The organism is Flavobacterium sp. H4147 (assembly GCF_029360735.1).
Classification (GTDB): domain Bacteria; phylum Bacteroidota; class Bacteroidia; order Flavobacteriales; family Flavobacteriaceae; genus Flavobacterium; species Flavobacterium endoglycinae.
In genome coordinates this window covers 546,415-560,717 of the sequence record NZ_JARKNB010000004.1, presented here as the reverse complement: position 1 = coordinate 560,717, position 14,303 = coordinate 546,415, and the positions used below count along the sequence as shown (strand labels likewise).

At 33.9% G+C, this 14,303-nt stretch carries 13 protein-coding genes; 4 read left to right on the top strand and 9 right to left on the bottom strand.

Translation table 11 applies throughout. From position 1 onward, the window contains the following. Positions 1-174 precede the first annotated feature (174 nt). Positions 175-309 (top strand): hypothetical protein, encoded by a 135-nt coding sequence (locus P2W75_RS19860; RefSeq protein WP_262898894.1) that lies wholly within the window; start codon positions 175-177, stop codon positions 307-309. Positions 310-394: 85 nt separating this feature from the next. Here P2W75_RS19860 and P2W75_RS19855 read toward each other — a convergent pair whose 3' ends face one another. Both P2W75_RS19855 and aroC read right to left on the bottom strand, forming a co-directional pair. Next, positions 395-1,675, bottom strand: coding sequence for a dicarboxylate/amino acid:cation symporter (locus P2W75_RS19855; protein WP_207295445.1), 1,281 nt, complete (start codon positions 1,673-1,675; stop codon positions 395-397). Between the two features lie 51 nt (positions 1,676-1,726). Continuing rightward, positions 1,727-2,785: a chorismate synthase gene (gene aroC / locus P2W75_RS19850; RefSeq protein ID WP_207295444.1), complete on the bottom strand. Its 1,059-nt coding sequence runs from the start codon at positions 2,783-2,785 to the stop codon at positions 1,727-1,729. A gap of 188 nt (positions 2,786-2,973) precedes the next feature. Here aroC and P2W75_RS19845 point away from each other — a divergent pair, with 188 nt between their 5' ends. Both P2W75_RS19845 and P2W75_RS19840 read left to right on the top strand, forming a co-directional pair. After that, positions 2,974-3,798: a UDP-2,3-diacylglucosamine diphosphatase gene (locus tag P2W75_RS19845; RefSeq protein ID WP_276381801.1), complete on the top strand. Its 825-nt coding sequence runs from the start codon at positions 2,974-2,976 to the stop codon at positions 3,796-3,798. A 154-nt stretch (positions 3,799-3,952) separates the two neighbouring features. Continuing rightward, positions 3,953-4,450 (top strand): hypothetical protein, encoded by a 498-nt coding sequence (locus tag P2W75_RS19840; protein ID WP_207295443.1) that lies wholly within the window; start codon positions 3,953-3,955, stop codon positions 4,448-4,450. Positions 4,451-4,558: 108 nt separating this feature from the next. On the opposite strand, the gene P2W75_RS19835 is transcribed toward P2W75_RS19840, so the two are convergent. The 7 genes from P2W75_RS19835 to P2W75_RS19805 form a co-directional block, all read right to left on the bottom strand. Then, positions 4,559-4,984 carry a protease complex subunit PrcB family protein gene (locus tag P2W75_RS19835; protein ID WP_276381800.1) on the bottom strand — a complete coding sequence of 142 codons (426 nt, stop codon included), beginning with the start codon at positions 4,982-4,984 and terminating at the stop codon, positions 4,559-4,561. Positions 4,985-5,008: 24 nt separating this feature from the next. Beyond that, positions 5,009-6,145, bottom strand: a complete 1,137-nt coding sequence (gene bshA / locus P2W75_RS19830; protein ID WP_207295441.1) for an N-acetyl-alpha-D-glucosaminyl L-malate synthase BshA — start codon at positions 6,143-6,145, stop codon at positions 5,009-5,011. Between the two features lie 381 nt (positions 6,146-6,526). Further along, positions 6,527-7,009, bottom strand: coding sequence for an ABC transporter ATPase (locus tag P2W75_RS19825; RefSeq protein ID WP_276381799.1), 483 nt, complete (start codon positions 7,007-7,009; stop codon positions 6,527-6,529). Positions 7,010-7,110: 101 nt separating this feature from the next. After that, positions 7,111-7,902 carry a (Fe-S)-binding protein gene (locus P2W75_RS19820; protein WP_207295439.1) on the bottom strand — a complete coding sequence of 264 codons (792 nt, stop codon included), beginning with the start codon at positions 7,900-7,902 and terminating at the stop codon, positions 7,111-7,113. Between the two features lie 133 nt (positions 7,903-8,035). Beyond that, on the bottom strand, positions 8,036-9,373 hold the full coding sequence (locus tag P2W75_RS19815; protein ID WP_276381798.1) for a (Fe-S)-binding protein: 1,338 nt from the start codon (positions 9,371-9,373) through the stop codon (positions 8,036-8,038). 6 nt (positions 9,374-9,379) lie between these two features. Beyond that, positions 9,380-10,345, bottom strand: a complete 966-nt coding sequence (locus tag P2W75_RS19810; protein WP_276381797.1) for an MlaD family protein — start codon at positions 10,343-10,345, stop codon at positions 9,380-9,382. Between the two features lie 51 nt (positions 10,346-10,396). After that, positions 10,397-11,512: an N-acetylmuramoyl-L-alanine amidase gene (locus P2W75_RS19805; protein ID WP_207295436.1), complete on the bottom strand. Its 1,116-nt coding sequence runs from the start codon at positions 11,510-11,512 to the stop codon at positions 10,397-10,399. Positions 11,513-11,561: 49 nt separating this feature from the next. Here P2W75_RS19805 and P2W75_RS19800 point away from each other — a divergent pair, with 49 nt between their 5' ends. Further along, positions 11,562-14,297 (top strand): putative LPS assembly protein LptD, encoded by a 2,736-nt coding sequence (locus P2W75_RS19800; protein ID WP_207295435.1) that lies wholly within the window; start codon positions 11,562-11,564, stop codon positions 14,295-14,297. Positions 14,298-14,303 lie beyond the last annotated feature (6 nt).

The following is a 14,303-nucleotide window of genomic DNA, read 5'->3' as shown; positions in this document are numbered from 1 at the left end:
CTTCTGCTATTTCAATACAGTCCCCGAAATTAAATTCACAGTTTCAAACCTGTATTGTTAATAAATATCAATAAAAACCATCAAACAAATAAAAAATATTTTTAATTTTAACAAACTTACCAACACAAACTTCAAGTGTTATATGAGATTGAAGTACTAAAAATCAACCCAATTATGTCTGAAAAATTTTTAAAATTCGCAGAAGCAGAAAAATTAACCAAAGCACAGCAAAAATCTGTTACAGGTGGTGAAGAACCAGTTGAAGATGAAAGCATACATCCTAGAAAAGGAAAAGTAGCCGCTAGTTAGTAAAAAATGCTTTCTAAACGTTATAAATTAATAAAGCCGTAACAAATGTTACGGCTTTATTTTTATGGCAAAGGTCGTATATTTATTATTCTACCGAATTTAAATTTTCTTCCTTATTATTCTCCCATTGTCCCACTACCGAAGTTGCTAAAGCATTTCCTAAAACATTTGTAGCACTTCTAAACATATCGCAGAAATGGTCAATTGGCAGAATTAATGCAATTCCTTCAACTGGAATATCAAACATTCCGCAGGTTGCAGCAACCACAACCAAACTAGCTCGTGGCACACCTGCAATTCCCTTGCTGGTTAACATTAATACCAAAAGCATCGCCATTTGTGTTCCTAAATCCAGATGCACATTGTAGAATTGTGCAATAAAAATACTAGCAAAAGTCATGTACATCATACTTCCGTCAAGGTTAAAAGAATAACCAAGCGGCAGCATAAAAGATACAATTCTATCCTTCACACCAAAACTTTCCAACTCTTCTGTTAATTTAGGAAAAACAGCTTCAGAACTTGTAGTTCCAAAAGCAATTGCCAATGGTCCAATAATTCTTTTTAATAAATTGGTCATTCTTCCTTTTAAGAAAATATAACCAACCGCAATTAAAACCACCCAAAGTGTCCCAATTCCTAATAAAAAAGAACCGAAAAACTTGAAATAAGTAATAATTAATTCTTCTGCATCTCTAATTGCAAATACTCCTGCAATGGCTCCAAAAACTCCAATTGGAGCGAAGTTCATTACATAGTTTACCATTTTTAATACAATATGTGATATTTTGTCTAAAGCTCCGATAACCGGTTTTACAGTAGATCCTAATGAAGCCGCCGCTAATCCGAAAAAGATTGAGAAAATTACAATCTGAAGAATTTCATTAGTTGCCATCGCTTCGATGATACTTTTAGGAACAATATGTTCTACGAAGTTTTCGAATGATAAATTTTGCGTTTTTGCTGTTACTTCTGTAGCAGCTCCCATATCAACGTGTCCTAATTTCAAACCTACTCCAGGTTCTAAAATATTTACGTAAAATAATCCAATTAATAAGGATATAAAAGAAGCTGTAAAAAACCATCCAAGTGCTTTACCTCCAATTCTTCCTACTGTTTTTATATCTCCAAGTTTTGCAATTCCTACTACCAGTGTAGTAAAAACCAATGGAGAAATAATCATCTGCACCAATCGGATAAAAACTGTAGCAAGCATTTTAATTTTGGTACTAAATGACTGCGCTGCTTCAGGTGAAATATAATTATGCAGTATAATTCCGAGTGTTGCACCAAGAACCATTGCAATTAAAATCTGCCCTGTTAATCCTGAAAGAAATGATTTTTTTTTAGTTTCTGTAACTTGCATTAATTTATTTTTTAATTATTAAAATTTAAGACCCTCACTGCCTTAACTTTATTAATATGTTTTGTTGATTAGATAAAAATCAGCCAAAACAATGGCAGCCATTGCTTCCACAATTGGCACTGCACGAGGCACCACGCACGGATCATGACGTCCTTTTCCGGTCATTGGTGTAATATTTCCTTGATTATCTAATGAATCCTGAGTCTGCATAATAGTAGCAACTGGTTTAAAGGCTACTCTGAAATAAATATCCATCCCGTTGCTGATTCCGCCTTGGATTCCACCTGAAAGATTTGTTTTTGTACTTCCGTCAGGATTGTATAAATCGTTGTGTTCGCTTCCTTTCATTTCAGAACCAGAGAAACCGCTTCCGTATTCAAAACCTTTAACGGCATTTATAGAAAGCATCGCTTTTCCTAATTCAGCATGAAGTTTATCAAAAACCGGTTCTCCTAAACCAACAGGAACATTTTGAATCACACAAGTAACGACACCTCCAACAGTATCACCTTGTTTACGGATGTCACGAATATATTCTTCCATAATCGCCGCCTGTTTTTCATCTGGACAACGAACTGGATTGCTTTCAATTTTTGAAAAATCCAATTCCTGATAAGGTGTTTCTAAATGAATTGGACCAACAGAAGATACATAAGCATTAATTTTAATTTCAGGAAGCATTTGTTTCGCAATAGCACCTGCTACTACTCTGCTCGCTGTTTCACGTGCAGAACTTCTTCCGCCGCCGCGGTAATCACGAAAACCATATTTCTGATCGTATACATAATCAGCATGACTTGGTCTGTAGTTATCTTTTATATGAGAATAATCGTCTGATTTTTGATTGGTATTTGGAATAATAAACCCAATTGGAGTTCCAGTAGTTTTGCCTTCGAAAATCCCAGATAAAAATTGAACACTGTCTGGTTCTTTTCTTTGCGTCACAATTGCTGACTGACCTGGTTTTCTTCTTGCCATATCAACTTCAATTGCTTCAAAATCAAGTTGTATTCCTGGAGGGCATCCGTCAATAATACCGCCTAATGCTTCACCATGAGATTCTCCAAAAGTTGTTACTTTATATAGGGTGCCGTAGCTGTTTCCTGCCATTGTTTATAGTTTTGAGCAAATGTAAGTTTTATGAATTAAATTAAAAAATTTAAAATTGGTATTATTAACTAAACATTAAACAGTTTAAAAATCACAATTTGGTAAAATTAAAGTGTTTTTAATAACCTTTTGATAAAATAAATCCAGCTCAATTTTCTTTCATTTGCTAAACTTCAAATTAGGAAAAATTGAAAAAAAGAAACGTCGAATTGGTCATAATTTCAGATGTCCATTTGGGAACTTACGGAAGTCACGCTAAAGAACTAAACAACTATCTTTCAAGCATTAAACCCAAAACTTTAATCTTAAACGGAGATATAATTGATGCGTGGCAGTTTAGAAAATCCTACTTTCCAAAAGCGCATTTAAGAGTTATTCAACGTATTATCGGGATGGCTTCAAAGGGTACAAAAGTGTACTATATTACTGGAAATCATGACGAGATACTTCGAAAATTCAGCGACATGAGTATGGGAAATTTTTCTTTGGTCGATAAATTAGTTTTAGAATTAGACGATAAAAAAGCCTGGATTTTTCACGGAGACGTATTTGATGCTTCTGTTCAGCATTCAAAATGGATTGCCAAATTAGGAGGCTTAGGTTACGATTATCTGATTCTTATGAATCGTTTTGCCAACTGGTGCCTGGCTAAATTAGGTCGTGAGCCTTATTCTTTTTCAAAAAAAATAAAAGCCAGCGTCAAGAAAGCGGTCAAATTTATTTCGGATTTTGAAACTACTGCAACCGATCTGGCTATTGAAAAAAAATACGATTATGTAATCTGCGGTCATATTCACGAACCAAAAATCTTAAATAAGGAAAACAAATATGGATCGACTTTGTATTTAAATTCTGGTGACTGGGTTGAAAATTTAACTGCTTTAGAATACCATAAAAAACGCTGGAAATTATATTCGTACACTCATACCAATTTTACTGAAGAGGAAAATTTATTTGAAATGGAAGATATTTTAACTTCCCAAATGTTATCAAATATCATTCTTAAAAAATAGAAAACCTTGTTTTAAAGCCCTGTAAGCAATGTTTTTAACTTTTGATACCAGCGAAATTGCCAAAAAATGTGAATTATATAACAATTTCTAAAAATATTATACGTTCTTCATAAACAAGTAAAATTAAATTTGACGAAAATTAATAACCATTTTTATGAAGAAGATAATAGTATCTGCCATTATGATCTTTGGTTTTGCATTTACCGCACAATCACAAGAAATTTCAAAAAACGCTTTAGGATTACGTCTTGGAGACAATAACGGATTTGGAGGCGAAGTATCCTATCAATTAGGATTAAATCAAAAAAACAGACTTGAGTTTGATTTAGGATGGAGAAACAGCCGTGATGTAGATGCCATAAAAGCCGTTGCGCTTTACCAATGGGTTTGGAACATCGATGGAGGTTTTAACTGGTACGCTGGTGTAGGTGGTGGAGTTGCTGCCTGGGACTACGATCACCGTTACAACAATTTAAGATATAGCGACAGCGGAACTTATGTGTTTGCTGCCGGAGACATTGGTATCGAATATAGATTTAAAGAAGTGCCAATTACATTATCATTAGACGGTAGACCTGAAATTGGTTCAGGATATTATGATGATGATAATTTTGGATTTGACGTCGGATTAGGAGTTAAATTCAGATTCTAAACAGAATAAAAGATAAAAAAAATTGTAAGAAGAAACCTGTCGCTTAAACGACAGGTTTTTTTTATGAGTTAATGAAAAAATAACATTTCGCATTTATCTATTTTCTTTTTACTCTTTAATAATAATTTCTTTTTTAGAATGTACTTTAACCACTGTATACGGATATGAGATTACCTGTATTACCATTGCATCAGGCGATGGATTGTTTTCTTTAACCGTAATAATGATATTTTTATCAGTTTCTTCCACTTTCTCTACTCCAATAGAATATCCTCCTGTGTTTTTCTCACCCATATTAAGGATTACATAATTGGAATTTGCAATATCGGCATCTTTCATTTTATGAGCCAAAAGCGGATCATTCTGCAGCATTTTAATTTCGTTTGGTTCTGTTAGAATTTCAAAGAACTTAATATTACCGCCTCCATTAGACTGCTCGGTTAAAACTTCGTACAATGCAGTGGAACCAGTTGTCTTTTTAGCGCCACAGGAAATCAAAACAAAAACTATCAAAACTGAAATTATTTTTTTCATACATTTAAATTTTAAATTAATGTTTTAATCTTTATAATCGTCAATTGCTTTTTGATACAAAGCTTCATATTTAGGAAGTATATTTTTAATATCAAACTTTTTTGCCACTTCTAATGCATTCGCTTTAAATTCATTCAAAGTATCTTCGTCTTTCAAGATTTTAATTGCATTTGCAGCCATTGACTCTACATCGCCAACGTTGCTTAAATACCCCGAAACGCCGTCAAAATTAACTTCAGGCAGACCGCCAGAATTACTAGAAATAACAGGAACTCCGCAAGCCATAGCTTCCAAAGCTGCCAGACCAAAACTTTCAGTTTCAGAAGGAAGCAGGAACAAATCGGTCATACATAAAATTTTGTCGATCTCATGGCTATTCCCAAAGAAAATAACTTTATCTAAGATGCCTAATTCTTGACACAAAATTTCTGCTTTTTCTTTTTCAGGTCCATCTCCTACCATCATCAGTTTAGCAGGAATTTCTTTTTGAACACTATAAAAGATCTTAATAATATCTGGAATGCGTTTTACTTTTCTAAAATTACTGATATGGGTAATAATACGCTCGTTCTCATTTGCCATTACATAACGGTGGCAAGGCGCGCTAGGATCTTTTTTTACTTTATCCAATTCGATAAAATTAGGAATCACTTTGATTTTATTCTTGATTTTGAATAATTTCAAAGTATCATCTTTCAAACTCTGAGAAACCGAAGTCACATAATCTGATTTATTGATACTGAAAGTTACCGCAGGTTTATAAAACGGATGATTTCCAACCAATGTAATATCTGTTCCGTGAAGAGTTGTAATCATCGGAAGATTAATCCCTTCATTTTTCAACATTTGTTTTGCCATATACCCTGCATACGCATGAGGAATGGCATAATGTACGTGTAGAAGCTCAATTTTATACAATTTAACCATATCAACCAGTTTACTTGACAATGCCAATTCATACGGTTGATAATGAAACAAAGGATATTCCGGAACGTTTACTTCGTGATAATGAACATTTGGATTTAAAAGCGCCAATCTAACGGGCTGGCTGTAAGTTATAAAGTGTATTTCGTGTCCTCTTCTGGCTAATTCGAGACCTAACTCTGTGGCTACTACACCACTACCTCCAAAAGTAGGATAACAAACAATTGCTATTTTCATGTATTTAATTTAATTCTACGAAAATACTCAAAAATAGCGTTGAATTGACCGTTTAAATTGTTAGATTTTTGTAAATATTAGAGCAGTCAGATTATTAGACAGTTAGATTTTTTGATTAAAATTTTCTCCTATTTTTATAAGGAGCAGTAAAAACTGTTTTCAAAAGAACCAACCTTCCCGCTGTCCGCTTTATCTTTTTCTGTCTAAAGAAGCCAGAAAAAGGATATCGCTCCCATCGGGGCTAAAAGAGACGTTATTGTTTTCAAATGAAATTAACTCACTAAATCAACTTTGTCAAAGTTTAAAATTTTGACAAAGTTAGACCCACAAAAAAAGGCATAAAATTAAATTTCATGCCTTTTAATACTTTAAAAATTTCTCTTAGAAAAATCTGCTGTGCCAGCTGTCGGCAGCAGGAACTTCCCAAGCATCGTTAAATTCTTCAATATTAGTAACCAAGTTATTAAATACTATTGTATTTCCAGTTACCGCCTTGTCTTTTACCATTTTCTTGAAGTCAATTAATGGTTTATGAGCAATATGTTCTCCTAATTTAAAAGTAACATTCATTTTATCCAATAAATCAACATTGTACTTTTTTTCTAATCCTTGAATAAATTCTACAGAACTATCGATTGAACAGCCTGTCGCTGCTTGTACATCTTGATTTACAGCCAATATAATGAATCGGTTGTATTTCAATAAAAAGGAAGCTTCAAGACTGGTGCCGTGTGCTGCCCATTGTTCTACAAAAGCTTTTAAGTCAGTTTCAATTTCAGAAAACTCTTCCTCAGAAAATTTTCTGTTCGACTGGTAAATCCAAACTCTTGATTCACCCGGTAAATTTTCAAAAGGTATATACATTTTTAATTTTAGATTTTAGATTGTTGATTTTAGATTTCTTAAAGTTTAAAATTTCAAATAAACCTTTGAGCCTTTGTCACTATGTTACTTTGCAACTTTAATTAAAGATCCTGCGCATTCGCAATTAGCTCTGCCACATCCATTACCTTTACTTCGCCTTCTTTATGTGCATGTTTAATTCCATCAGTCAGCATGGTATTACAGAAAGGACAACCAGCTGCAATAATATCTGGTTTCGTTTCTAAAGCATCTTCTGTACGTAAAACATTCACCTCTTTGTTCCCTGGTTCCGCGTCTTTAAACATCTGCGCTCCACCAGCACCACAACATAATCCGTTTGCTTTAGAACGTTTCATTTCAACCAATTCAACGTCTAATTTCTGGATTAAATCTCTTGGAGCTTCGTATACTTTATTCGCTCTTCCTAAATAGCAAGGATCGTGGAAAGTGATTTTTTTACCTTTAAATTGTCCGCCTTCCACTGTTAATCTTCCTTCATCAATTAATGATTTCAAGAATTCAGTATGATGAATAACTTCGTAATTTCCTCCTAATTCAGGATATTCATTTTTTAAAGTATTAAAACAATGCGGACAAGCGGTTACGATTTTTTTTGCTTCATAAGCATTTAGAACCTCAATATTCATCATAGCCTGCATTTGGAACAAAAATTCATTTCCAGCTCTTTTTGCAGGATCGCCAGTACAACTCTCTTCTGTACCTAAAACCGCAAAAGAAACATTCGTACGATTTAAAATACGCACAAATGCTTTAGTAATTTTTTTTGCTCTATCATCAAAACTTCCTGCGCAACCTACCCAGAACAAAACCTCTGGTTGTTTTCCTTCGGCCAGCATTTCTGCCATTGTTGGCACTACTAAACTTTCTGACATTTCTCTCACTTTTGTTTAATCGGTTTGTAGTGGAATTGTTTAATCGTCAAAAACAAACTGACAATTCTACAAAACCGAAATATTATTTTTAAAATTGATTAAACGGTTAAACAATTAACCAATTAAAATATTTTTAATTCTCGTTTTTCCAATTTAAACGATCCTGTTGGCTGTACTGCCAAGGCGCACCGTTATTTTCAATATTGGTCATCATGGCGTTTAATGACATTGGAGCAGCACTTTGTTCCATCACCAAATAACGACGCATATCCATAATAATAGATAATGGACTGATATTTACTGGACATTCTTCTACACAAGCATTACAAGATGTACAAGCCCATAATTCTTCCGGTGTGATATAATCGTTTAACAACGTTTTATTATCAGGTACGAATGTTCCTTTATTGGCATCAATATTTTTTCCAACTTCAGTCAAACGATCTCTAGTATCCATCATAATTTTACGTGGAGACAATTTTTTACCAGTTTGATTAGCTGGACAAGCTGAAGTACAACGTCCGCATTCTGTACAAGTGTATGCGTTTAACAACTGCACCCAGTTTAAATCCTGAACATCGCTTGCACCAAATTTAGCCGGATTTGCATTTTCATCAGCTGGAGCTGCTGCAAACGGATCAGCATTTGGATCCATCATCAGTTTTACCTCTTTTGTAACTGATGCTAAATTATCAAACTGCCCTTCAGGTTTTAGGTTTGCAAAATATGTATTTGGAAAAGCCAATAGAATATGCAGGTGTTTTGAGAAGTATAAATAGTTCATAAAAACTAAAATACCCGTAATGTGTAACCACCAGAAAGCTTCGTATAAAAGCCCGACCAAATCATTTGACATTCCGTTAAAGATTGGTGCAATAAATTGGCTTACAGGAAAAGTTCCTGCTTGATGAAAATGAGAATATCCTCCTGGAACATTCTGCAAATGCAGATCTGAAGCATTCATTAATAAAAACAGAATCATTAAAACGGTTTCGAAATACAAAATGTAGTTCGCATCGCTTTTAGGGAATCCGTTTAAGTCTGAATTTATAAAACGTTTTAATCGAATTACATTTCTTCTAATCCAGAAAGTCACTACAGCAACAATAACCAGAATAGCTAAAATTTCAAATGAAGCAATTAAAACATCGTAAATAACACCTAAATAAGGTGCAAAAATTCGGTGTGTTCCAAATAACCCGTCAATAATGATTTCGAGTAATTCGATATTAATAATGATAAAACCTACATACACAAATATGTGAAGTATCCCCGCCACGGGACGTTTTACCATTTTTGACTGCCCAAGGGCAATCAAAGCCATATTTTTCCAACGAGCTTTAGGATTATCTTTTCGATCTACATCAACTCCCAACTTTATATTTCGGATGATTTTTTTTACGCTCGCTGCAAAAAAACCGAAACCAGCTATAAGAAGTATAGCAAATAAAATATTATCTAAATAACTCATTTATGTCTATTTTTTATCCGTTGAATTTGTTTCTTCTTTTGGTGCTACGTAAGGTTTGTTTTTCTTTCCGAAAAGCGAAACGTTTACATAACGTGTCGGGTAAAGACGTACGTCTTGTAATAGCAATTCAAGTTCTTTAGAAGTTTTAGCTAAGTTATTATACAATGCATCGTCATTTAATAATTTACCAGCTGTTCCTTTTCCTGAATTCAAATTAGCCATTAATCCATCCACTTTAGCTAAAGTTTGGTTTAGGTTACGTACTGTTTTTCCTAAATCAGCTTTATTTAAAGAATCAGATATTTTATTGAAGTTATTTGACATTTTATTGAAGTTACTCACAACTCCATTAATCTGCCCTTTATTCGTATCTAAGATGTTATTAAGACTTCCCGATGCTCTGTGAAACTGTTCCATTGTCTGACTCAATTCAGCAATAGTTTTCTTTAAATTTTCTTGTGTGTTTTTGTCTAAAGTATTGTTTAGGCCTGTAACCAGCACATCAATATTTAAAAGCATTTTATCCAGTTTAACCTGCAGCGGTTCGATCTTTCCTCCTAAAGATTCAGTAAGTCCCAGCTCTACAGAAGACTGTAATACTTGTCCGTCTTCTGCAAGTTCTTTATCAGCAAGATTTGGAATAATTTTGATTTGCTTTCCTCCAATCAAGCTTGGAGAATATAATGCTGCTGTACTTGTTTTAGAAATTGGAAAATCAGTTTTAATCTGAAGTTCAACAGATAGTTTTCCTGTGTTTTCATCAATTGTAATCTTGCTTACTTTTCCAATTCCAAGTCCGTTTAAAGTTACCGGAGCTGAAGATGAAAGTTCTTCAACATTATCATATTGAACATATAATACTTTATAATTCGTAAAAAGGTCTCTGCCTTTTAAAAAACTGTAGCCCCAAATAAATAATAAAATTGACGCGATGACTAATACAGCCGTTTTAATTTCTCTTGTTACTTTCAAAATTCTTAGTGTTTATACAAATTTAATATAAATATTCGAACTTGTGCTTAATTATTTAATCGCGTCCTGAATACTAATCTTTTCTCCATCTTTAGTTGCTACTAAAAAAGCGGCGCCATATCCCTTATCCTTAGCCTCTTCCAAATATTTTTTAGCAGCTTCATAATTTGAAGTTTCTTGGTAGAAATATTTATACATATTGTTTTCAAAAACCATTGTTACGTTTTTCAAACCTTTAAAATTTTTAGGTTCTAATGGCGTATTTTTAATACTAGCAATCAACTGTACTTTAAAGAAAGTTCCTTTAGGTGTATTTTTTGTCGGTGGTGGTGTTACCTTTTTTGGTGTAGAAGTGTCTTTTACTGGTTTTGCTTCTACTACTTCTTGTGCGCCAGAACCGAAATATTCTCTTTTGTAACTTAAAATAGCTTCTGCGATTGCTTTTGCAATATCATCCTGACCTTCGTCTGAATTTAATATATTCCCTTCTGTTGGATTTGAAACGAAACCAGTTTCTACCAGAACTCTTGGCATATACGCTTTGTGAAGAACCATAAAAGGTGCTTGTTTTACACCACCATGGCGGATTTTTTTGCCTAATCTTTCAAAGTTATCCTCAATTTTACTTGCTAAAGAGATACTGTTGTCTAGATATTCTTCCTGCATTAATGTCATTCCAATCATTGATTCCGGTGAATTCGGATCAAAACCTTCATATTTACGTTTATAATCCTTCTCTAAAGTAATTACCGAGTTCTCTTTTTTCGCCGCTTCAAGATTCGATGCAACTTTGCTCAAACCCATTACATATGTTTCTGTTCCGTCTGCTGCGGTATTTTTATTGGCATTACAGTGAATAGAAACGAAAATGTTTGAGTTGGCTCTATTAGCAATATTGGCTCTTTCTACTAAATCGACAAAAACATCGGTTTTACGAGTATAGATAACATTAACATTAGGACTCTGCTCTAATATTTTCCCGACTTTTAAAACAATAGCTAAAGCAATGTTTTTCTCAATCCGGCCACTGTAAACTGCTCCAAAATCGTGATCACCGTGTCCCGCATCGAGCGTAACCTTAAAAACATTTGATTGACTGTAAGCAAAAAATGACGATATAGTTAGAAAAAAAGCAAAGATTACTTTAATTTTGTTTAGTTTATTCATAAATGTAAAAGTTAATTTTAATAAAACGCAGCTGTTATAATTTTTACAATTGATTATTTTTGCCAAAAAATTATATGTAAGTTTGACATGTCAAAAAACAAGCCATAATTTTACAAAAATAGTATTTAAACCTTTGCATACAAACTTATTTAATATCGTTTTAATATCATTTTTCCTATCTATAGGATGTGGTAATTTATATTCGCAAGAGATAAAATCTAAAAAAAAGCCTTTACCTTCTGGAAAACAAACAGATAAACCTGAAATAATTCCAAATGATACTATAAAGCTTGACACCGTAAGGGCTACCAAGACTTTTTTGGATGGGAAAGTAAGATACAAGGCCAAAGATTATGCAAAAATCGACCAGAAGAAAAAATTAATCACTCTTTATAATGAGGGTGAATTATATTATAAAGATGTTGAGTTAAAATCGGGTATCATTGTTCTAAATTACGAAAAGGACGAAGTATATGCTGGAAGAATAAAAGATTCTTCGGGAGTTCTAGTCCAATATCCTAATTTCAAGCAAGGTACAAGTGAAGTCCAGCCAGATTCAATTCGTTTTAACTTTAAAACCAAGAAAGCTTTAATCTACAATTCAAGAACCAAACAGGGAGAATTAAACATTAAAGCTGCTGTTACAAAAAAGGAAAATGATTCTGTTTACTTCTTAAAAGGCGCCAGAATTACAACTGCACAAGATATTGACAATCCCGAATACTATTTTCTAACGAGCAAAATCAAATTTATACCTGGAAAAAAAATCGTTACTGGTTTAACCCAGATGATTATTGCTGATGTACCTACTCCACTGGCTTTACCGTATGGTTATTTTCCATTAAGCCAGGAAAGAAGCGTTTCGGGTATTATTATCCCAAGTTATAATGACTCCAACACAAGAGGTTTCTCGTTACAAAATGGAGGATATTATTTTGCCTTGAGCGATAATTACGATTTAACGGTTTTAGGAGATTATTATACGAATGGTAGTTATGCCATGCGTTTCGAATCGTCTTATGCCGAACGGTATAAGTATCGTGGAAATGTGAATATTCGTTTTGAGAACTTAATCAGCAGTGAACGAGGTTATCCTGATTATTCAAAACAAAACATTTATAACATTCAGTGGTCGCATTCTAAAGACACAAAATCGAACCCAAATTCAAGCTTCTCTGCTTCTGTGAACATGGGTAGTAGTAAGTACTTTAAGCGTTCGATTAATCAAGCCAATATTGGTTCCAATCTGAACAATACTTTGAGTTCTTCTATTTCGTACAACAAAACATTTAATACCATTCCAGGATCTCGTATTTCGCTTTCTGCAACACACCAGCAGAATACGCAGACAGAAGAAATCACGATGACGTTACCTAACTTTCAGGGAAGTATTGACCGTGTTTACCCATTTGTTGGCAAAAACGGCGTTAAAAAAGGTTTTTTCAAAAACATCAACTTACAATATAACGTAACAGGAAAAAACAATTTTAAAACTACTGATTCGCTTTTTTTCAAGCCTCAGATGTTTAGAGATGCTCAAATTGGAATGCAGCATACTATTCCAATCAGCACCAACTTTAAAATCTTTAAATATTTTAGTGCTGGAGCTTCTACAAACTATCAAGAAACTTGGGTAACCAAAACGATTGATAAAAATTACGACGATGCCAAAGGTCAAGTGGTTGATAAAACGGTTAATGGTTTTGATTCATACAGAACGTACAACTTCAGCACGAACTTAGGAACTACTATTTACGGTACGTTCAATTTTGGAGCAGATAAAAAAATCCAGTCTATTCGTCACGTCATGAGACCAAGTATTACGTATTCGTATACACCAAGTTTCGAAAGATATTACGATCATTATACTGTGGATGCTGCAGGAAGAATCTCTACAGATGAATACAGCCGCTTTGCAAATGGAATTTACGGCGCACCAGGAAAGGATAATTCAAGTATTGTTGGTTTTACATTGAGCAACACATTTGAAGCAAAAGTAAGAGACAGCGACAGCACGAAAACGGAACCAAAGAAGATTATGCTTTTAAACAACTTAAACTTCAATACAAGCTATAATTTTAATGCAAACGGAAAAGAAACTCTAGCTTGGCAGCCAATTGTAGTAAGTGGTGGAACACAGTTTTTTGACAATAAACTAAATATGAATTTCGGGGCAGTTTTAAACCCGTATGCGATTGATAATGCTGGAAACGTAATCAACAAGTTCAACATCGACAATGGCGGAAGTTTATTTAGAATGACGAGTGCAAACGTTACGATGAATTATTCGTTTTCGAATAAGGGAACCGGAAAGGAAAAAAATGCGCAGAGTCAGCGAAATGGTGGTCGTAATGACGACTTATTCGGAACAAATACTGACCTAAACGACAGCCGAAACAGCCAATTTGCAAATGAACCGGAAAGAGACGATGATGTTATCAGCGAATTTTTCAGTGCAAAAATACCATGGGATATGACTATGGCGTATTCATTGACGTATTCGAACGCGGCCAGAGAAAATAAGATTACTGGAAACTCCATCATGATTTCTATCAACACTGATATTACGCCTAAATGGAAAGGTGGTGTATCTACAGGATATGATTTCGTACAAAAAGGAGTTACTTTTACTCAGTTCCGTTTTGAAAGAGATTTATTAAGCTGGAGAATGGCTTTTAACTATCAGCCGCTTGGAACAAATTCTAACTGGAACTTCTTTATTGGAATTAAATCTGGAATGTTGAGCGACATTAAATGGAATAAAAGAAGTGTCTCAAACCGATAAGATATT